This window comes from Mycolicibacter heraklionensis, assembly GCF_019645815.1.
Classification (GTDB): domain Bacteria; phylum Actinomycetota; class Actinomycetes; order Mycobacteriales; family Mycobacteriaceae; genus Mycobacterium; species Mycobacterium heraklionense.
Genome location: NZ_CP080997.1, coordinates 2925333 through 2944574 on the forward strand (window position 1 = coordinate 2925333; position 19242 = coordinate 2944574).

Genomic DNA, 19242 nt, shown 5'->3' on the forward strand with positions numbered 1-19242 from the left:
GCATGACCAGCTCTTCGAGGTTCGCCCGGATCGCGGTGGTGACGGCTGCGGCCGTACTGGCCGGGTCCGCGCCCCTGCTGGCCGGATGCGCGCCCGGGCTGGCCGCCAACCCGCGGTTTGCAACCAACTCCGGCGCTGGGGCCCAGGGCCAACCCGAGTCCACCTCGGACCACGCCGGACCCCCTCCGGTGGAGGTGCCCAAGAACGACCTGCCGTGGCATGACTGCACCGCCCGGGTCTTCGGCGACGCCGCGGTGCCCGCCACGCCCGGTGTGCGGCTGGACTGCGCCAGCTACGACGCCGACATCGACCCCCTCGGCGGCGGCTCCGGGGCGATCAGCATCGGGGTGGTGCGGGCCCGGTCCGTGCAGACCCCGGGCGACGCCGGCCCCGTGGTGTTCACCACCGGCTGGGATCTGCCGTCGTCGCTGCAGCTGCCGATCTGGCTGGCGCGGGCCGGCGCGGACGTGCTCAAGAGCCACCCGGTCGTCGCCGTGGACCGGCGCGGCATCGGAATGTCGAGCCCGGTGGACTGCCGCAATCGCAGCCAGCGCGACGAAATGTGGAACCAGGCGCAGTTCACCCCCGGCGACGACCCGGTGGCCAGCCTGGGCACGGTCACTCAGGAGGCCACCACCGACTGCACCGACTCCATCTCGCCGGGTGAGTCCTCCTACGACAACACCCACGCCGCCACGGATCTCGAACGACTGCGCAGCATCTGGGACATTCCCGCGCTGTCGCTGCTCGGTATCGGCAACGGCGCCCAGATCGCCTTGGCGTACGCCGGCTCTCATCCGGGGAAGGTGGCCCGGCTGGCGCTGGACTCCCCCATCCCCCTCGGAGTCGCCGCCGAGGCCGCGGCCGAGGAACGGGTCAAGGGCCAGCAGGCGGCCTTCGAGGCGTTCGCCGCGCAGTGCGTCGCGGTCAGCTGTGCGCTGGGCCCGGACCCGAAGGGGGCCGTCGACGCGCTGCTGGGCGCGGCGCGCTCCGGGCATGGTCCGGGCGGCGCCTCGGTGGCCGCGGTGACCAACGCGATCGTCACGGCCCTGGGCTATCCCACCGGCGATCGGGTCAACACCACCAACGAGTTGGCCAAGGCACTGGCCTCGGCCAACTCCGGCGACGCCAATCTGTTGAACAACTTGATCAACCGGGCCCAAGGCACCACCGGCAGCGACGGGCACTTCATCAACTCGTGCGCCGACGCGCTCAACCGGCCCACGCCCGATCGGGTCCGGGAGCTGGTGGTCGCCTGGGGCAAGGAGTACCCACAGTTCGGCGCGGTCGGCGCGCTGGCGATGGCACAGTGCCTGAGCTGGCCCAGCAGCAGCACCCCCGACCTGCCGAAGGAACTCAAGATCGACGTGCTGCTGCTCGGCGCGCAAAACGATCCGATCGTCGGAGAGGAGGGCGTGGCGGCCACCGCCGCGGCCGTCATCAACGCCGGGTCGGCCAGCAAGCGGGTGATGTGGCAGGGCATCGGCCACGGCGCCGCGGTGTACTCGGCGTGCACGTTGCCGCCGCTGATCGGCTACCTCGACAGCGGCAAGCTGCCCGACACCGATGTGTACTGCCCGGCCTGACCCAACCTGATCCGGGCCCCCGAGCCCGGTCCGGGGTACGGTTCGCTGGTGACGGCAGCCGACTCCTTGATGCACCGGGCGAACACCGCCCTGCTGGCCGCATTCCGGCCCCCCACGTCCCCGCCGAGCACCGCGACGGTACTGCGTTCGGTGCTGTGGCCGGTGGCCATCATGTCGTTGATCCACCGCGCCGTGATACTGCCGCTGAACGGCAACATCACCGACGACTTCAAACCGGTGTACCGGGCGGTGCTGAACTTCCGGCACGGCTTGGACATCTACAACGAGCACTTCGACTACGTCGATCCGCACTACCTGTACTCCCCCGGGGGCACCCTGCTGATGTCCCCGTTCGGGTACCTGCCGGAAACCCTGTCGCGGTACACCTTCATCGCCACCAACACGATCGCGATCGTCCTGGCCGCCTACCTGCTGCTGCGGATGTTCGGCTTGCGCCTGACCTCGGTGGCGGCCCCGGCCCTGCTGGCGGCGATGTTCCTCACCGAAAGTGTCAGCAGCACACTGGTGTTCACCAACATCAACGGCGTCATCCTGCTGGCCGAAGTGCTGTTCTTCCGCTGGCTGCTCGACGGCCGGGAGAGCCGCCAGTGGTGGGCCGGTGTCGCGGTCGGGCTGACCCTGGTGGTCAAACCGGTGTTGGCGCCGCTACTGCTCTTACCGCTGCTGAGCCGGCAGTGGCGGCCGTTCGTCGGGGCGATCGGGGTGCCGGTGCTGTTCAACGTGGCGGCGTTCCCGCTGACCAGCGATCCGCGCAGTTACTTCACCCAGACGGTGCCCTACATCCTGGGCACCCGCGACTACTTCAACTCCTCGATCCTGGGCAACGGGGTGTTCTTCGGGCTGCCCTCGGGTCTGATCCTGTTCATGCGGGTGCTGTTCACCGTTCTGGCCGCCGTCAGCCTCTGGTTGCTCTACCGCTACTACCGCACCCGCGACCCGCGGTTCTGGATGCTGACTTCTTCGGGGGTGCTGCTGACCGCGTCGTTCCTGGTGCTGTCGCTGGGACAGGGCTACTACTCGATCGTGCTGTTCCCGTTCCTGATGACCGTGGTGCTGCCGAACTCGGTGCTGCGCAACTGGCCGGCGTGGCTGGGGGTCTACGGGTTCATGACCCTGGACAAGTGGCTGATCTTCCGGTGGATGAACATCGGGCGGCCGCTGGACTACCTCAAGATCACCTACGGCTGGTCGCTGCTGTTGATCGTGGTGTGCACCGTGCTGTGCTACCGCTACCTCGACGCCCGCGAACAGGGCCGCCTGGACGACGGGATCGATCCGGCATGGCTAGCGGCCGGGCCGGCGAAGGCTACCGTGGAAGCATGACCCCCGAACCGACGGTGTCACTCACCGACGACGAGTGGCGCGCGAAACTGACCCCCGAGGAATTCGCCGTACTGCGCCGCGCCGGAACCGAGCCGCCGAACACCGGTGAATACACCGACACCACCACCGAAGGTGTCTACGAGTGCCGGGCGTGCGGTGCCGAATTGTTCCGCAGCACAGAGAAATTCCACTCGCACTGCGGCTGGCCGTCGTTCTTCGACCCGGCCGACTCCGACGCGGTGATCCTGCGCGCCGACAACTCGCTGGGGAGGCAGCGCACCGAGGTGTTGTGCGCGTCCTGCCACAGCCATCTGGGCCACGTGTTCACCGGCGAGGGCTACCCCACCCCCACCGACCAGCGCTACTGCATAAACAGCATCTGCCTGCGGCTGGTGCCGTCGTCATAGCCGCCGGGCTCACCACTGCCCGGTGAAGATGTCCTCGAAAACGTTGTAGGTCAACAGCGGAACCTGCTCAAGCGATGCACCGATGTTCTCCGCGCCGTCCACGAAGGCGTTTCCGATGCTGGTCGGGTCCCCGGACAGGGTCGCCTCGAGGAGGTTGTACGCGGCGAGCTGCGGCGGCAGGACCAGCTCGCGCCAGAGCAGGAATCCGTCGCCCAGCAGGCCCATGTCCGTCGAGACGGGTTGTCCGGCCCAGTTGACCAGCGTCCAGCCGTCCTCGGGGTTGCCGGTCAGCTCGACGATGCCCGCGTTGGGCAGCGGCTGCGGCACGCCGGTCGAGGAGACGTCGAACAGGCCCTTGAGCAGCACTTCGATGTCGGGGTTCTTGACGGTGTTCATCACCCAGATCATGGTGACCGCGGAGCTGCTGAAGACGGCCTCGTTGATCGCCCCGTTGTCGCCGATGACGGGGTTGTCCATCGCGTGGTTGTACACGGCGTCGATCGCTTCGTTGTATTTCTCGAGCACGATCAGGCCGTTGTAGTCCAGGGCGCCCGGGATAGGCAGCACCGACGGCAGGGCCAACGTCCACAGCGCGCTGGACAGGGCGTAGAGGATCCCGGCGGGGCTGAGGTTGGGCAGGTCGGAGTAGATGCCACCGTCGACCTCGGTCAGCCCGTACAAGATTCTGATGTCGTCGTGCGAGATGCCCATGAGGTCGGCAAACGGGTAGGCGGTTTCCTGCGCGTCGGTGTCGGGACCGGAGAAGATTCCGGCGACCTTGCCCAGGCCGATCTCGTCGAGGAGTTTCTGCGCCGTGTCGAGCGCTTCCTGTTCTCCATTGGCACTGATTCCGGCCCCGGGAAAACTCGGGGCGAACGTGACCCGCTCGTTGCCCGGCGGCGCGTCTTCGGCATGCCGCACGATGTCCATGACGATGTCTTGGGCGGCCAGCAGAATATCGGCGAGCTGGACCGCGGGGAGCTGGACTGCCGCCGGGTTCGCGGCGAGCAGGCCGGCGGTCAGCAGCGCGGTGCCGGCGGCCGCGAAGCGGGGTGTCGAGCTAGCTGTCTGGGATCGACCGAGCATCGTTCGACACCTCCGTGAGGACGGGACCAAGGCGCAGCCTTAGAAAATAATTAGCGTCCCGGAAGATATCTTATGTTTGCTATCTACACAAGATGGCGACAGCTGTCGCGTCGGCTGTTATGGAAGTGCGGCCACCAGCTGCTCGACCTCGACCCGGGGGCCGGTGAAGAACGGCGTTTCCTCCCGCGCGTGCAAGCGGGCCTCGGTGTTACGCAGGTCGCGCATCAGGTCGACGATCCGGTCGAGTTCGGGCGCCTCGAACGCCAGGATCCACTCGTAGTCACCGAGCGCGAACGCGGGCACGGTGTTGGCCCGGACATCCTTGTACTCCCGGGCCGCCATCCCGTGCTCGGCCAGCATCCTGCGACGGTCCTCTTCGGGCAGGACGTACCACTCGAGCGACCGCACGAAGGGGTACACGCAGACGTAGGCGCCTGCCGGTTCACCGGCGATGAACGCCGGGACATGACTCCGGTTGAACTCGGCCGGCCGGTGCAACGCCACGCTGCTCCACACCGGCTCGCAGAGCCGGCCCAGCGCGGTGCGGCGGAACCCGGAGTAGGTGGCCTGCAGGTCCTCGATGCGCTCGGCGTGGGTCCAGATCATGAAGTCGGCGTCCGCACGCAGACCGGCGACGTCGTAGATACCGCGGACCACCACGCCGCGCTCTTCTTGCTGCTTGAAGTAGGTGGCGGCCTGGTCGGCGATCGCCTCGCGGGTCTCAGTACCTGCGTCGAGTCCACCCGGATTCACCGAGAACACCGAGAACATCACGTAGCGGAGGGTGGAGTTCAGCTTGTCGTAGTCGAGGTGCGCCATGGCCCATATGCTGCCACGATGCGCTGTGAAGGTCGCTAGGGCGCCGGGGTGGCGCTGATCACGGCCGCCACTGCCCGATCAGCCGCAGCGATGCAGGCCGGTACTCCGATGCCGTCGAGATAGTTGCCGGCGACCGCCACGGTCGGTGGCAGCGCGGCGCGCAGCCCGGCGACCAGGCTGGCATGGCCGGACCGATATTGCGGCATCGCCGCAGGCCAGCGCTGCACGCGCACGTCGATCGGGTCCACCGTGACGCCGAAGACGGCCTCCAGGTCCTGCACCGACCACCCCACCAGCTCCGCGTCGGAGGCGCTGGTGCGGGAATCGCCGAACCGGCCGAAGGACAACCGCAACACCTCGACCCTGCCGCCGTAGCCGCGGTCGCCCCATTTGCGCGAGGTCAGGGTGATCGCCTTGGCGTGCAACCGCTCCCCGGTGGCAACCAGCACCCCGGAGTTGTTCGGGAACGCCGCGCCGGCGGGTACCGCCATCGCCACCACCACCGACGACGCGTTGCCGATCCGGCTGGCCGCCGCCGCGGCACGCGGAGCGAACCCGGTGGCCAGCCGGGCCAGCACGGGGGCGGGCACCGCGACGACTACCCGGTCGGCGCGGTGGTGGCCGCCACTGGTGTCCCGCAACAGCCATCCGTCGCCGACCGGGTCGATCTGGGTCACCGCCGCCTGCACCCAGCGCAGCCGGGCGCTGCGCACCAGCGCGTTGACCAGCACCTGATATCCGCCGGTGACTGCGCCGAAGACCGGTACGCCGGTCGTCGTGGGCAGTGCCCGCCGCACCGCCTCGGTCAGGCTGGGCACGCCTTCATCGAGCAGGGTGGCCAGGCCGGGCACCGCCGAGCGCAGCCCGACCGTCGCCGCCGAACCCGCGTACACCCCGCCGATCAGCGGATCCACCGAGCAGGCCACCACCTGTGCACCGAACCGGTCGGCCACCAGCGCACCCAGCGCCGGATCACTGCCCGGTTCGAACGCCAACGGGCGGGTGGGCTCACCGGCGATCCGGGCAAGGGTCTCCGAGTCGACCAGCCCGGCCATCGACTCCGGCGACGACGGAATCCCGCTGAGCGTGTCCGGCGGCAACCGATGCAGCAGCCGGCGGCTGTACAGCAACGGCCGCACCCCGGTGGTACCGCGCTGCCGATCGGCCAAACCGAGCTCGGCCAGCAGGGCGGGCACTTCGGGCCGGCGGGCGACGAAGGCCTCGGCGCCCACGTCCACGCCGATCCCGCCCAGGGTCTCGGTGCGCAACAGCCCGCCGAGCCGGTCGGCCGGATCGAACACGGTGATGTCGACTGCGTCGCCGAGCGTCGCCCGCAGCCGGTGGGCGGCGGCCAGACCGGAGATGCCGCCCCCGACGACGCAGTACGACGTGGTCACAATGAATGAACCAGCGATACCAGGTCGGTCAGCACCCCGGGGTCCGTTTCCGGCAGCACGCCGTGGCCGAGGTTGAACACGTGCCCCGACGCTCCGGCGGCCACAGCGGCGCGGCCGTCGGCGACGACGGCCCGTGCGGCACGCTCCACTACCGGCCAGCCCGCCAGCAGCACCGCCGGGTCCAGGTTGCCCTGCAGGGCGGTGCCGGCACCCACGCGGGCGGCGGCGTCGGTCAGCGAGGTACGCCAGTCCACACCCACCACCGTGGCACCCGCGTCGGCCATGGCGCCCAGCAGCTCGCCGGTCTGCACCCCGAAGTGCGTCATCGGCACGTCCCGGTCGGCCAGGGTGGCGAACACCCGGGCACTGTGCGGTGCTACGAAACGCTGGTAGTCAGCCAGGCACAGCGTGCCGGCCCAGGAGTCGAACAATTGGATCGCGTCCACACCGTGGTCGAGTTGCACCGTCAGAAACGCGATGGTCAGGTCCGTGAGACGGGTCATCAGCTCGTGCCAGCTGTCCGGGTCGGCCAGCATCATCGCCTTGGTGCGGGCGTGAGTCCGGCTGGGCCCGCCCTCGACCAGGTAGGAGGCCATGGTGAACGGCGCGCCGGCAAAGCCGATCAGCGGCACCGTGCCAAGCGCGTCCACCAGCAGTGATACCGCCGCGGCGACGGCCGTCACCTGCTGCGGGTCCAACGGCCGCAGGGCTGCGACATCGGCCGCACTGCGCACCGGGTTGGCGATCACCGGACCGACATCGGGCACGATGTCCAGATCCACCCCGGCGCCGCGCAGCGGCACCACGATGTCGGAGAACAGGATCGCCGCGTCGACGTCGTGGCGGCGCACCGGCTGCAGGGTGATCTCGCAGACCAGTTCGGGGTCGAAACAGGCCGCCAGCATGCTGTGCTGCGCGCGCAGCTCACGGTATTCGGGCAGGGATCGGCCGGCCTGGCGCATGAACCAGACCGGCACCCGGCTGGGTTGCCGGCCGGCAGCGGCGGTCAGGTACGGGGAATCAGGCAGTTCACGACGGGCACTCATCGTGCTCAATGCTGCCACGCCCGATTGCGGCAGGCCGAACCGTGCCGTTTCATGCGGCGGTCCCCCGGCTTCCGCTTGCCAATTCGGCGCGCCTGTCTGCGCCGACCGGCGCCGGGGGTTAGCGTGAGATTCGGTGACCCGCGTCGCGGCGGTGCACAACAGAATCCTGGGTGCCGGCCGCTGGCGACGCGGCGCACAGCGACCAGTTAAGGAGCGGCACCCGTGACATCAGCCGAGCCTGCCCCATTCCGGGAAGCGGTGGCGACGATGCACGCCGCAACCGTGCGGTCGGAAATCGAATTGGGCCCGATCCGTCCGCCGCAGCGCCTGGCGCCCTACAGCTACGCGCTGGGCGCCGAGGTCAAGCATCCCGAGACCGACTTCGTCCCGGAGGACTCCGACGGCGATGCCTTCGGCCGGCTGATCCTGCTGTATGACCCCGACGGCACCGACGCCTGGGACGGCACCATGCGGATGGTGGCCTTCATCCAGGCCGACCTGGATCCGCACGAGGCGATCGACCCGCTACTCCCCGAAGTCGCGTGGAGTTGGCTGGTCGAGGCGCTGGGCGCCCGCACCGAGCACGTCACCGCATTGGGCGGGACCGTCACCGCCACCACCTCAGTTCGGTACGGCGACATCTCCGGGCCGCCGCGGGGACACCAGTTGGAACTGCGTGCATCGTGGACCGCGACCACCCCGGAGCTGGGCACCCATGTCCAGGCGTTCTGCGAGGTGCTGGAACACGCCGCGGGCCTACCGCCGGTCGGAATCACTGATCTGAGCTCGCGAACCCGCGTCTGAGATGTCCGAGCAGACCACCGAACCGGCCACCGAAGAGCCCGAGCCGACACCGCTGCCGCATCCTGCGGAGGGGGTGCCGGAGGTGTCGGTCACCCGCACGCAGATCGGTGCCGCCGCCGATCTCCTGGCCGGCGGTCACGGCCCGTTCGCGGTGGATGCCGAGCGGGCATCAGGCTTCCGCTACTCCAACCGGGCCTACCTCATCCAGATCCGCCGTGCCGGTGCCGGGACGGTGCTGATCGATCCGGTCGGCGCCGGCGAGGATCCGGCTGCCCTGCTGCGCCCGGTTGCCGAGGTACTCGACGACGACGAGTGGATTCTGCACGCCGCCGACCAGGACCTGGCCTGCCTGGCCGAGGTCGGCATGTGGCCCAAAGCGTTGTACGACACCGAGCTGGCCGGGCGACTGGCCGGCTTCGACCGGGTGAACCTGGCCGCGATGGTTCAGCGACTGTTGGGGCTGGGTCTGGCCAAGGGGCACGGCGCCGCGGACTGGTCGAAGCGGCCGCTGCCGGCGGATTGGCTCAACTATGCGGCGCTCGACGTCGAGGTGCTCATCGAACTGCGCCAGGCGATCGCTGAGGTGCTGTCCGAGCAGGGCAAAACCGATTGGGCGGCACAGGAGTTCAATCACCTTCGAGTCACCGACTTCACCACCACGACGCGCCGGGACCGCTGGCGGCGCACGTCGGGCATCCACAAGGTGCGCGATCGGCGCGGCCTAGCCGCCGTCCGTGAGCTGTGGACGGTGCGCGACCAGATCGCAGCGCGCCGAGACATCGCGCCCGGACGCATCCTGCCCGACTCGGCGATCATCGCCGCGGCCGTCGCCAACCCGACCACCGTTGACGAGCTGCTCGCCCTGCCGGTCTTCGGCGGGCCCAAACAACGTCGCAGCGCGGCGACCTGGCTGGCGGCGCTGGCCGCGGCCCGCGACAACCCCGAGCCGCCGGAAGCCGGGGAGTCCACCAGCGGTCCACCGCCGCCGTCGCGCTGGGCGCGGCGCAAACCCGAGGCGGCCGCGCGGTTGGAGGCGTCCCGCGCCGCCCTGACTGCCGTGTCCGAACAGGTGCAGGTGCCGACCGAGAACCTGCTCACCCCCGACCTGGTGCGCCGACTGTGCTGGGACTTCAAACCGGCGACACCAAACACCGCGGTGGTGATCGAGGAGTTCCTGGCCGCCGGCGGCGCACGCCCCTGGCAACGTGAGCTGACGGTGCCGGTGCTGACGGCGGCTCTCGGCCACCCGTAGCCGGGCCGGGTTCTGCGCGCCCGGTCGGGCCGGCTACTCCAGCCGCTCGCTGACCTCGTCGACGCAGTTGGAGGCGCCCATCGCCGCCACCCAGCCGGTGATCTGGCGAGCCACATCCTGTGCGGTCAGGCCGACCTCGGCCAGCAGCTGACCGCGCGAGGCGTGGTCGTAGAAACGCTGCGGCAGACCGACATCGCGGCAGGGCAGGTCGACCTCGGCACGCCGCAGCGCCGCCGACACCGCCGAGCCGATACCGCCGGCCACGCCGTTGTCCTCGCAGGTGACCACCAGCTTGTGCGCACCGGCCATCTCGACGAGCACCTCCGGCACCGGGAGCACCCACCGCGGGTCGACGACCGTCACCCCGATGCCCTGGTTGTGCAGCCGGTCGGCCACCGCCAGCGCCATGGGCGCGAAGGCGCCGACCGCGACCAGCAGGACGTCTTGGGGCAACCCGTCGGCCGGGACCGCGAGCACGTCCACCCCGGAGCGCCGCTCGATGGCGGGAATGTCTTCGCCCACATCCCCCTTCGGGAATCGCAGGGCGGTGGGGCCGTCGTTGACGTCGAGCGCTTCGCCGAGCTCCTCGCGCAGTCGGACGCCGTCGCGAGGCGCGGCCACCCGGATGCCGGGCACGATCCCCAGCACCGACAGATCCCACATACCGTTGTGACTCGCACCGTCGGGCCCGGTGATCCCGGACCGATCCAACACCAGCGTGACCGGCAGCTTGTGCAGCGCGACGTCCATCACAAGCTGGTCGAAGGCGCGGTTGAGGAACGTCGAATACACCGCCACCACCGGGTGCAGGCCGCCCATCGCCAGCCCGGCCGCGGAAGTCAGTGCGTGCTGCTCGGCGATCCCGACGTCGAACATCCGGTCCGGGAAGCGCTGCCCGAACGGCGCGAGCCCGGTGGGGCCGGGCATAGCGGCAGTGATGGCGACGACATCACGGCGCTTGGTGCCGTACTCGATGAGCGCGTCGGAGAACACCGCCGTCCAGCCGCGCCCAGCGGTTTCGGTGGCGTAGCCGGTCAGCGGATCGATCACCCCGCAGGCGTGCATCTGCTCGGCCTCGTCGTTCTCGGCCGGGCCATAGCCCTTGCCCTTGCGGGTGACCACGTGCACGATCACCGGCCCGCCGAAGCCCCGGGCGCGGCGCAGCGCGGACTCCACCGCGGCCTCGTCATGACCGTCGATCGGGCCCAGGTACTTCAGGCCCAGGTCGGTGAAGAGCGCCTGCGGTGCCAGCGCATCCTTGAGCCCCGCCTTGAAACTGTGGATCACCTGGTAGCCGAGTTCGCCGACGACCGGCATCCCGCGGATCGCGGTTCGGCCCCGCTCCAGCAGGCGCTCGTAGGCGGGCTGCAGCCGCAGTGCGGCCAGGTGGTCGGCGAAGCCACCGATGGTGGGCGCGTAGCTGCGGCCGTTGTCGTTGACCACGATCACCACCGGGCGGTTGCCCGCGGCGATGTTGTTCAGCGCCTCCCAGCACATCCCGCCGGTCAGCGCGCCGTCACCGACGACGGCCACCACATGCCGGTTGCGGTGCCCAGTCAGCTCGAAGGCTTTGGCCAGGCCGTCGGCGTAGGACAGCGCCGAGCTGGCGTGGCTGGACTCCACCCAGTCGTGCTCGCTCTCGGCGCGCGACGGGTAACCCGACAGCCCGCCCTTCTTGCGCAGAGTGTCGAACTCGCGACTGCGCCCGGTCAGCATCTTGTGCACGTAGGCCTGGTGCCCGGTGTCGAAGATGATCGGGTCGTGGGGCGAGTCGAACACCCGGTGCAGCGCCAGGGTCAGCTCCACCACACCCAGGTTGGGGCCCAGATGCCCGCCGGTCGCGGCGACCTTGTGGATCAGGAACTCACGGATTTCCGCCGCCAGATCGGTCAGCTGAGCCTGCGAAAGGTGCTGCAGATCGGCGGGGCCGCGGATCCCTTCAAGCATCCGGCCAGTCTACGCATGGCCGGAGGTGGCCACCGTATCGTCGTCGTGTGCACGCCGAACAGATCGCCGAGGAATTCCCGGTGGTGGCCATCGACTCCGACGCCTTGGACGCGGCCCGGTTGCTCGCTGAGCACCGGCTGCCCGGCCTCGTCGTCACCGACGCTGCGGGCAAGCCTTATGCGGTGTTGCCGGCCTCCCAGGTGGTGCGCTTCATCGTGCCGGGCTACATCCAGGACGACCCCGCCCTGGCGGGTGTACTCAGTGAGAACGCGGCGGACCGTGCGGCCGAGAAGCTGCGGGGCAAGACGGTGCGCGACGTGCTGCCCGAGCACCTGAGCGACGTGCCGGCCGTCCACGCCGACGAGACCATCATCGAAGTCGCCGCCACCATGGCCCGCTTTCGCAGCCCCCTGCTGGCCGTCGTCAAGGACGGCGAGCTGACGGGCGTGATCACCGCATCGCGGCTGCTTGCCGCGGCGCTGAAAGTCTGATCCCGCGGATGGCATTCATCGCGGTCGCGGTGTTCCTGATCGCCTACGCGTTCATCGCCGCAGACCGGCTCAACAAGACCCTGGTGGCGTTGACCGGCGCGGCGGCCGTCGTCATCCTGCCGGTCATCTCGTCGGACGACATCTTTTACTCCCGCGAGACCGGAATCGACTGGGATGTCATCTTCCTGCTGCTGGGCATGATGATCATCGTCAGCGTGCTGCGCCAGACCGGTGTGTTCGAGTACATCGCGATCTGGGCTGCCAAGCGCGCCAAGGGTTCCCCGCTGCGGATCATGGTCCTGCTGGTGTTGGTGACCGCGGGGGCGTCGGCGCTGCTGGACAACGTCACCACGGTGCTGTTGATCGCCCCGGTCACCCTGCTGGTCTGCGACCGCCTCGACATCAACGCCGCGCCCTTTCTGATGGCCGAGGTGTTCGCCTCCAACATCGGCGGCGCCGCCACCCTGGTCGGCGACCCACCCAACATCATCATCGCCAGCCGAGCGGGGTTGTCGTTCAACTCCTTCCTGCTACACCTGGCGCCGATCGTCGCCATCGTGATCGTCGTATTCATCGCCATGCTGCCCCGGCTGTTTCCGGGATCGTTCGTCGTCGAAGCCGAGCGGGTCGCCGACGTGATGGCACTGGAAGAGGGCGAGGCGATCCGCGACCGGAGCCTGCTGATCAAGTGCGGCCTGGTGCTCGCCGCGGTGTTCGCCGGGTTCATCGGGCATTCGGCGCTGCACCTGGAGCCGTCGGTGGTGGCGTTGCTGGGCGCCGGGGTGCTGATCGTGGTCTCGAAGTTGGAGCGCTCGGACTACCTGTCCGGCGTCGAGTGGGAGACGCTGCTGTTCTTCGCCGGCCTGTTCGTAATGGTCGGCGCCCTGGTGGACACCGGCGCAATCGCCGCCCTGGCCAAGGCCGCCACCGAGGTGACCGGCGGCAACGCGCTGTTGACCACGATGGGAATCCTGGGTGTGTCCGCGCCGGTGTCTGGGATCATCGACAACATCCCCTACGTCGCGACCATGACGCCGATCGTGGCCGAGCTCAGCACCACCCTGCCCACCAACCTGCACCCCGACGCGCTGTGGTGGGCGTTGGCGCTGGGCGCCGACTTCGGCGGCAACCTGACCGCGGTCGGGGCCAGCGCCAACGTGGTGATGCTCGGGATCGCCCGGCGCGCCGGCAATCCCATCTCGTTCTGGGAGTTCACCCGCAAAGGGATTCTGGTCACCGCCGTCTCGGTGACACTGTCTGCGGTGTATCTGTGGTTGCGCTATTTCGTGTTCGGCTGAGGCCGGCGCGCGAGCCGGGCAGTCAGCGCGTCAACAACGCCACGCACTCCACGTGATGGGTCAAGGGGAACGCGTCGAACACCCGGATCTGCTCGACGGTGTAGCCGTGCCCGCGATACAGGCCGATGTCGCGGGCGAAAGCCGCCGCCTCACAACCGATATGCACCACACGCGGCACGTCCGCGGCCGCCAGCAGGTCGATGACCTCGCGACCGGCACCGGCGCGCGGCGGATCCAACACCGCGACTCCGGCCGCCGCACGCTCGGCGCCGAGCACCCGGCGCACCGAGTCGGTGCGTACCGATACCTGCGGCAGATCGGCCAGCGCCGCCCGTGCGGCGCCCGTAGCGGCCCGTGAGGTGTCGACGCTGATCACCCGGCCGGACTCCCCCACCTGCTCGGCCAGCGCTGCGGCGAAGATTCCCGCTCCGCCGTAGAGGTCCCAGGCGGTGCTGCCGGGGTCAGGCTGCGCCCATTCGGCGATCAGCGCGCTGTACAGCGAGGCCGCGCGGCGGTGCGCCTGCCAGAACGCGGTCACCGGGATCTGCCAGCGGCGCCGGCCCACCCACTGAGTGGCGTGATAGTCGCCTTCGACGACCTCCGGCCGATGGTCACGGCCGGTGCTCACCACGTGACGGACACCGTCGTCGTCGGCGACCACGTGCACGTGGTCGCCGGGCCGCCAACTCTGCTCGGCCAGTCCTTTGGTCATGCCGGTCGGCAGCTGACCGCATCGCAGGTCGGTGACCAGCTCATCGCTGTGGTAGCGGTGAAAGCCGGCCTGCCCGTCGGCGCCCACCTCCAGGCGAACCCGGCTGCGCCAGCCCGTCGGGCCGTCATCGCCGAGCGGTTCGGCCTCGCCCTGCCACTCGTGGCCACCGAGCCGGGCCAGCTGGTTGGACACCACCTCACCCTTGAGGGCGCGCACCGCGGCCGGGTCGGCGAACGCCAGATCGCAGCAGCCGGCACCGTCGACCCCCGCGATCGGGCAGAGCGAGTCGATGCGGCCGGTCGCGGGTTCGAGCACCTCGACACATTCACCGTGCCAGTACGAGCCCCGCTCGGCGGTGATCCGCACCCGCACCCGCTCGCCGGGCAGCGCGTACCGCACGAAAACCACCCGACCGCCGGAGTCCGGGGGGCGGGCCACACAACTGCCGCCATTCGCCGGCGCCCCGGTTGTCAAGACCAATTCCTGGTCGATCACTCTAGGAAACCTCTCCGGGTGTCGCCGGGAGCGTGGTGCGGCTCCAAGACTTTGCGCCGCTCCGAGGAGTTCAGCTGCCAGGGCACCGAGGTGACCATGACCTGCGGCATGAACAACAGCCGGGTCTTGAGCCGCAACGCACTCTGGTTGTGCAGCAACTGCTCCCACCAGTGGCCCACCACGTATTCGGGGATGTAGACGGTCACCACGGTGCGCGGCGACTCCTTGCTGATGCGTTTGACGTATTCGAGCACCGGCCGGGTGACCTCCCGGTACGGCGATGCGATCACCTTGAGTGGAACGGTGATCTCGCTATCCTCCCACTCCCGCACCAGGGCCCGGGTCTCGGTGTCATCGACGTTGACGGTGATCGCCTCCAGGGCGTCCGGACGCGTCGCCCGCGCGTAGGCCAGCGCGCGGCGGGTCGGCAGATGCAGCTTGGACACCAGCACCAGGGCGTGGTTGCGGCTGGGCAGCACCGCCTGGTCGTCCAGCACGGCGGACTGTTCGGCCAGCTCCTGGCTGACGGTGTCGTAGTGCCGGCGGATCATCTTCATCATGGCGAACAGCACCGACATGGCGACGATCGCGATCCACGCGCCGGCCACGAACTTGGTGATGATCACCACGACCAACACCGTCCCGGTAGCGATGAAGCCGATGGTGTTGACCACCCGGGAGCGCATCATCTTGACGCGGGCCGCTCGGTCGGTTTCGTTGCGCAGCAACCGGTTCCAGTGCCGCACCATGCCGATCTGACTCAGCGTGAAGGAGACGAACACCCCAACGATGTAGAGCTGGATCAGCGCGGTCACCTCCGCCCCGAATGCCACGATGAAGGCGATGGCCACCACCGCCAAGAACACGATGCCGTTGGAGAACGCCAGCCGGTCACCGCGGGTGTGCAGCTGACGCGGGAGATAGCGGTCCTGCGCCAGGATCGAGCCCAGCACCGGGAAACCGTTGAACGCGGTGTTGGCGGCCAGCGCCAGGATCAGCGCAGTCACCCCGGCGATGATCCACAGACCGGGCGGAAAGCCCCGGAACACCGTCTCGGCCAGCTGAGCCAGCAGGGTCTTCTGCTCGTAGTCCGCCGGCGCCCCGATCAGCTGTTCGTGCGGGCGCGCGGCGATCTTCACCCCGGTCTCGCGGGCCAGCACGATGATGCCCATCATCAGTGTCACCGCGATCACACCCAACATCAGCAGCGTGGTGGCGGCGTTGCGCGACTTGGGCTTGCGGAAGGCGGGCACGCCGTTGCTGATCGCTTCCACCCCCGTCAGTGCGGCACACCCCGAGGAGAACGATTTCGCCACCAGGAACACCAGGGCCACGCCGACCACCTCACCATGAGTGGAGTGGATCTTGAACGCCGCCGACTCGGCCTGCAGCGGGTGGCCCAGCACGAAGATCTGGAACAGCCCCCAGCCCAGCATCGCAAAGACACCGATCATGAACGCGTACGTCGGGAAGGCGAACGCGGTGCCCGATTCGCGGATGCCGCGCAGATTGGCCGCCGCCACCAACACAACGGTGCCCACCGCGAACACGACCTTGTGGTCGGCGATGAACGGTATCGCCGAGCCGATGTTGGCTATTCCCGCCGAGATCGAGACCGCAACCGTCAGAACGTAATCCACCATCAACGCGCTGGCCACGGTCAAACCCGCGGTAGCGCCCAGGTTGGTGGTGACCACCTCGTAGTCGCCGCCGCCGGAGGGGTAGGCATGCACATTCTGGCGGTAGGAGGCCACCACCGTGATGAACACGAAGGAGACAGCCAGGCCGACCCACGGGGTCATCCGATAGGCCGCGAGTCCCGCCACCGACAACACCAGAAAGACTTCTTCGGGTCCGTAGGCCACCGAGGACAGCGCGTCGGAGGCGAATACCGGCAGGGCGATGCGCTTGGGCAGCAGCGTGTGGCTCAGCCGATCACTGCGAAAGGGCCGGCCCAGAACCAAGCGCCGAGCAGCGGTGGAAATCTTCGACACGAGAGCCAAGGGTAAGCCAGCCGGGCACTGGCGGTAGCGTTCACCGAATACGGGCACTACTGCAGTCGATAACCAGCCGAAAGTCGGCCCAGAGGACCTGAAGGGACACAGCACGTGCGGGTAGTTGTGATGGGTTGCGGCCGGGTGGGCGCCTCGGTCGCCGACGGGCTGTCCCGGATCGGCCACGAGGTCGCCATCATCGACCGAGACAGCACCGCGTTCAACCGGCTCAGCCCGGAGTTCAACGGTGAGCGAGTGCTCGGCATGGGCTTCGACCGCGACGTACTGCTGCGAGCGGGCATCGAGGAGGCCGCTGCGTTTGCCGCGGTGTCCTCGGGTGACAACTCCAACATCATCGCCGCGCGGCTGGCCCGGGAGACGTTCGGCGTCTCGCGGGTGGTCGCCCGTATCTACGACGCCAAGCGGGCCGCGGTCTACGAACGCCTGGGCATTCCGACCATCGCCACCGTGCCGTGGACCACCGACCGGCTGCTCGACGCCCTGACCCGGGAAAGCGTGACCACGAAGTGGCGTGATCCCACCGGCACGGTCGCGGTGGCCGAGGTCGTCCTGCACGAGGACTGGATCGGTCGCCCCGTCACCGATCTGGAGGCTGCTACCAATGCCCGGGTGGCGTTCTTGATCCGATTCGGCACCGGCATCCTGCCCGAGCCCAAGACGGTGATTCAGGCCAGCGACCAGGTGTACATCGTGGCGGTGTCCGGCCGGGTCGCCGAAGCGATCGCCATCACCGCCCTGCCGCCCAGCGAAGACCTGGACAAATGAAGGTCGTGATAGCCGGGGCCGGCGCGGTCGGGCGATCCATTGCACGCGAGTTGCTCGACAGCGACCACCAGGTGACGTTGATCGAGCGCAACCCGGAACACGTCGACACCGAGGACATCGCCGATGCGCAGTGGCATCTGGGCGACGCCTGCGAGCTGAGCCTGCTGGAGACCGTGCACCTGGAGACCTTCGATGTGGTGATCGCGGCAACCGGCGACGACAAGGCCAATGTGGTGCTGTCGCTGCTGGCCAAAACCGAGTTCGCGGTGCCCCGGGTGGTGGCCCGGGTCAATGATCCCCGCAACGAATGGCTGTTCACCGACGCTTGGGGGGTGGACGTCGCGGTGTCCACGCCACGCATGCTGGCGTCGCTGGTCGAGGAGGCCGTCGCGGTCGGAGACCTGGTGCGGCTCATGGAGTTCCGCAAGGGTCAGGCCAATCTGCTGGAGATCACGCTGCCCGACGACACCCCGTGGGGCGGCAAGCCGGTGCGCAAGCTGACCCTGCCTCGCGACGCTGCGCTCGTGACGATCCTGCGCGGGACACGGGTGATCGTGCCGCAGGACGACGAGCCCCTCGAGGGCGGCGACGAGCTGCTGTTCGTCGCGTCCAGCGGCGTCGAGACCGAACTGCGCGCGCTGTTGCTACCGGCCCACTGACCGGGGTTCGCGCTCGGGCTCGCCCGCGACAGGCCGTTCGTCCAGTGCGCGCTGCACGTACTTGACCGCCAGGTAGGTGGCCACCGCCGCCACCGCGGTCAGCGGCCAGCCCATGGCGATGCGGGCCACTCCGAGCCAGCCGGTCTGATCGGCGTTGTACAGCAGTCGCTGGACCACGAAACGAGAGCCGAACACCAGCACCCAGGTCAGCGTGGCGAGATCGTAGGCGTAGATCGCCACCCGCAGCTCGCGCCAGGTCTGGGGCTGGCCGCTGGCCCACGACCAGATGTAGCCGACCACCGGGCGGCGGATCACCATCGACGCGGCGAACACCACCGCCCACACCAGCGACATCCAGATTCCGAGCAGGAAATAGGCCTTCGAGTCGCCCATCCGATAGGCGATCAGGGCGCAGACGGCCACCCCGAGGAAGCCGGATACCGCCGGCTGGCTGGATTGGCGCCGGATGAGGCGCCACACCAACACGGCCGCGGCCACCCCCAACGCCGCCAGGACTGCGACGCGCAGTCCGAAGAGACTGGAGGCCGGCACGAACACCACGATCGGCAACGAGGAGTAGATCACTCCGGCCAGCCCACCGATCTGCTCCAGGAGCCGCTGCGGTCCCTGGGCGCCCTCGGCGCTGTAGTCCTCGCTCATCGCTGCGCCGGCCCGACCGGAGGCGCGATCACTGCTGGATTTCGTAGTGGGGGTTGTAGATGGCCTTGCAGCCGCTTTCGAGTTTGCCCAGCCGGCCGTGCACCCGCAGCGTGCGGCCGGAGTCGATTCCGGGGATCCGTCGCTGCCCCAGCCACACCAGCGTCACGGTGTCGGTGCCGTCGAACAGCTCGGCGCGGACGCCGCCCACGCAGCCCTTGGCGTTGGCTTCGACGCTGCGCAGTACCCCGACCATGGTGACCTCTTGGCCGCGTTGGCAGTCGATCGCGCGCTGCGCGCCGGTATTGAGCGCCTCATCGGACAACTCTTCGACGTCACGCAGCTCGGGATCTTCTGTCAATCGCCGAGTCAGCCGGCGCAGGTACCCTTTCGGAGCAGCCATTGCCCTCTCCCTCATCCGTATGCGCACGCTACGGTAGACCTGTTGATTACCTAATGCCA

Annotated in this window: 18 protein-coding genes; 9 read left to right on the forward strand and 9 right to left on the reverse strand. The window is 69.0% G+C overall.

The features are described from left to right. Positions 1-2 precede the first annotated feature (2 nt). The 3 genes from K3U94_RS13715 to msrB all read left to right on the forward strand — a co-directional run bounded on the left by K3U94_RS13715 (position 3) and on the right by msrB (position 3337). Complete coding sequence (locus K3U94_RS13715) at positions 3-1586, forward strand: alpha/beta hydrolase (RefSeq protein WP_220694069.1); 1584 nt, start codon at positions 3-5, stop codon at positions 1584-1586. A gap of 69 nt (positions 1587-1655) precedes the next feature. Continuing rightward, on the forward strand, positions 1656-2930 hold the full coding sequence (gene aftC, locus K3U94_RS13720) for an arabinofuranan 3-O-arabinosyltransferase (protein WP_220696798.1): 1275 nt from the start codon (positions 1656-1658) through the stop codon (positions 2928-2930). Beyond that, a complete protein-coding gene (gene msrB, locus K3U94_RS13725; RefSeq protein ID WP_047318434.1) occupies positions 2927-3337 on the forward strand; it encodes a peptide-methionine (R)-S-oxide reductase MsrB in 411 nt (136 codons plus the stop codon). The genes aftC and msrB overlap by 4 nt, the downstream gene beginning before the upstream one ends. Positions 3338-3346: 9 nt before the next feature. On the opposite strand, the gene K3U94_RS13730 is transcribed toward msrB, so the two are convergent. The 4 genes from K3U94_RS13730 to hemE form a co-directional block, all read right to left on the reverse strand. Further along, positions 3347-4423, reverse strand: coding sequence for a histidine phosphatase family protein (locus K3U94_RS13730; RefSeq protein ID WP_220694070.1), 1077 nt, complete (start codon positions 4421-4423; stop codon positions 3347-3349). A gap of 117 nt (positions 4424-4540) precedes the next feature. Then, positions 4541-5242 carry a hydrogen peroxide-dependent heme synthase gene (hemQ, locus tag K3U94_RS13735; protein ID WP_047318436.1) on the reverse strand — a complete coding sequence of 234 codons (702 nt, stop codon included), beginning with the start codon at positions 5240-5242 and terminating at the stop codon, positions 4541-4543. A 35-nt stretch (positions 5243-5277) separates the two neighbouring features. Next, a complete protein-coding gene (locus K3U94_RS13740) occupies positions 5278-6642 on the reverse strand; it encodes a protoporphyrinogen oxidase (protein WP_220696799.1) in 1365 nt (454 codons plus the stop codon). Continuing rightward, positions 6636-7685, reverse strand: a complete 1050-nt coding sequence (gene hemE, locus K3U94_RS13745; RefSeq protein ID WP_220694071.1) for a uroporphyrinogen decarboxylase — start codon at positions 7683-7685, stop codon at positions 6636-6638. The genes K3U94_RS13740 and hemE overlap by 7 nt, the downstream gene beginning before the upstream one ends. Positions 7686-7907: 222 nt before the next feature. Here hemE and K3U94_RS13750 point away from each other — a divergent pair, with 222 nt between their 5' ends. Further along, positions 7908-8489, forward strand: a complete 582-nt coding sequence (locus K3U94_RS13750; RefSeq protein WP_024441578.1) for a DUF3000 domain-containing protein — start codon at positions 7908-7910, stop codon at positions 8487-8489. A gap of 1 nt (position 8490) precedes the next feature. Further along, positions 8491-9741 carry an HRDC domain-containing protein gene (locus K3U94_RS13755; protein WP_047318437.1) on the forward strand — a complete coding sequence of 417 codons (1251 nt, stop codon included), beginning with the start codon at positions 8491-8493 and terminating at the stop codon, positions 9739-9741. Positions 9742-9774: 33 nt separating this feature from the next. Here K3U94_RS13755 and dxs read toward each other — a convergent pair whose 3' ends face one another. Then, the gene (dxs, locus tag K3U94_RS13760; protein ID WP_220694072.1) at positions 9775-11688 is read right to left on the reverse strand and encodes a 1-deoxy-D-xylulose-5-phosphate synthase; all 1914 of its coding nucleotides are present in this window, start codon (positions 11686-11688) and stop codon (positions 9775-9777) included. A gap of 47 nt (positions 11689-11735) precedes the next feature. Here dxs and K3U94_RS13765 point away from each other — a divergent pair, with 47 nt between their 5' ends. Both K3U94_RS13765 and K3U94_RS13770 read left to right on the forward strand, forming a co-directional pair. Further along, the gene (locus K3U94_RS13765) at positions 11736-12179 is read left to right on the forward strand and encodes a CBS domain-containing protein (protein WP_047318439.1); all 444 of its coding nucleotides are present in this window, start codon (positions 11736-11738) and stop codon (positions 12177-12179) included. A gap of 8 nt (positions 12180-12187) precedes the next feature. Beyond that, positions 12188-13477: an ArsB/NhaD family transporter gene (locus tag K3U94_RS13770; RefSeq protein ID WP_220694073.1), complete on the forward strand. Its 1290-nt coding sequence runs from the start codon at positions 12188-12190 to the stop codon at positions 13475-13477. Between the two features lie 22 nt (positions 13478-13499). Here the strand turns inward: K3U94_RS13770 and K3U94_RS13775 are convergent, their stop codons facing one another. Together K3U94_RS13775 and K3U94_RS13780 are read right to left on the reverse strand one after the other, a co-directional pair. After that, positions 13500-14684, reverse strand: a complete 1185-nt coding sequence (locus K3U94_RS13775; RefSeq protein ID WP_220694074.1) for a class I SAM-dependent RNA methyltransferase — start codon at positions 14682-14684, stop codon at positions 13500-13502. Beyond that, a complete protein-coding gene (locus tag K3U94_RS13780) occupies positions 14681-16678 on the reverse strand; it encodes an APC family permease (protein ID WP_220694075.1) in 1998 nt (665 codons plus the stop codon). Before K3U94_RS13780 ends, K3U94_RS13775 begins: the two co-directional genes overlap by 4 nt. 114 nt (positions 16679-16792) lie before the next feature. Between K3U94_RS13780 and K3U94_RS13785 the strand changes: the two genes are divergently transcribed. Further along, complete coding sequence (locus K3U94_RS13785; RefSeq protein WP_200900628.1) at positions 16793-17464, forward strand: potassium channel family protein; 672 nt, start codon at positions 16793-16795, stop codon at positions 17462-17464. Beyond that, positions 17461-18123 (forward strand): potassium channel family protein, encoded by a 663-nt coding sequence (locus K3U94_RS13790; protein ID WP_047318444.1) that lies wholly within the window; start codon positions 17461-17463, stop codon positions 18121-18123. The genes K3U94_RS13785 and K3U94_RS13790 overlap by 4 nt, the downstream gene beginning before the upstream one ends. Here K3U94_RS13790 and K3U94_RS13795 read toward each other — a convergent pair. Both K3U94_RS13795 and K3U94_RS13800 read right to left on the reverse strand, forming a co-directional pair. Next, complete coding sequence (locus K3U94_RS13795) at positions 18109-18783, reverse strand: DUF3159 domain-containing protein (RefSeq protein ID WP_220694076.1); 675 nt, start codon at positions 18781-18783, stop codon at positions 18109-18111. The two genes, K3U94_RS13790 and K3U94_RS13795, sit on opposite strands and share 15 nt — an antisense overlap. A gap of 28 nt (positions 18784-18811) precedes the next feature. After that, positions 18812-19183 carry an OB-fold nucleic acid binding domain-containing protein gene (locus K3U94_RS13800; RefSeq protein ID WP_024441567.1) on the reverse strand — a complete coding sequence of 124 codons (372 nt, stop codon included), beginning with the start codon at positions 19181-19183 and terminating at the stop codon, positions 18812-18814. Positions 19184-19242 lie beyond the last annotated feature (59 nt).

Excerpts from the sequence above, each read along its gene's own strand:
- hemE (WP_220694071.1), bottom strand. The coding sequence starts at position 7,685 with ATGAGTGCCCGTCGTGAACTGCCTGATTCCCCGTACCTGACCGCCGCT.
- aftC (WP_220696798.1), top strand. The coding sequence starts at position 1,656 with ATGCACCGGGCGAACACCGCCCTGCTGGCCGCATTCCGGCCCCCCACG.
- hemQ (WP_047318436.1), bottom strand. The coding sequence starts at position 5,242 with ATGGCGCACCTCGACTACGACAAGCTGAACTCCACCCTCCGCTACGTG.
- dxs (WP_220694072.1), bottom strand. The coding sequence starts at position 11,688 with ATGCTTGAAGGGATCCGCGGCCCCGCCGATCTGCAGCACCTTTCGCAG.
- K3U94_RS13795 (WP_220694076.1), bottom strand. The coding sequence starts at position 18,783 with ATGAGCGAGGACTACAGCGCCGAGGGCGCCCAGGGACCGCAGCGGCTC.
- K3U94_RS13800 (WP_024441567.1), bottom strand. The coding sequence starts at position 19,183 with ATGGCTGCTCCGAAAGGGTACCTGCGCCGGCTGACTCGGCGATTGACA.
- K3U94_RS13730 (WP_220694070.1), bottom strand. The coding sequence starts at position 4,423 with ATGCTCGGTCGATCCCAGACAGCTAGCTCGACACCCCGCTTCGCGGCC.
- msrB (WP_047318434.1), top strand. The coding sequence starts at position 2,927 with ATGACCCCCGAACCGACGGTGTCACTCACCGACGACGAGTGGCGCGCG.
- K3U94_RS13755 (WP_047318437.1), top strand. The coding sequence starts at position 8,491 with ATGTCCGAGCAGACCACCGAACCGGCCACCGAAGAGCCCGAGCCGACA.
- K3U94_RS13715 (WP_220694069.1), top strand. The coding sequence starts at position 3 with ATGACCAGCTCTTCGAGGTTCGCCCGGATCGCGGTGGTGACGGCTGCG.
- K3U94_RS13770 (WP_220694073.1), top strand. The coding sequence starts at position 12,188 with ATGGCATTCATCGCGGTCGCGGTGTTCCTGATCGCCTACGCGTTCATC.
- K3U94_RS13790 (WP_047318444.1), top strand. The coding sequence starts at position 17,461 with ATGAAGGTCGTGATAGCCGGGGCCGGCGCGGTCGGGCGATCCATTGCA.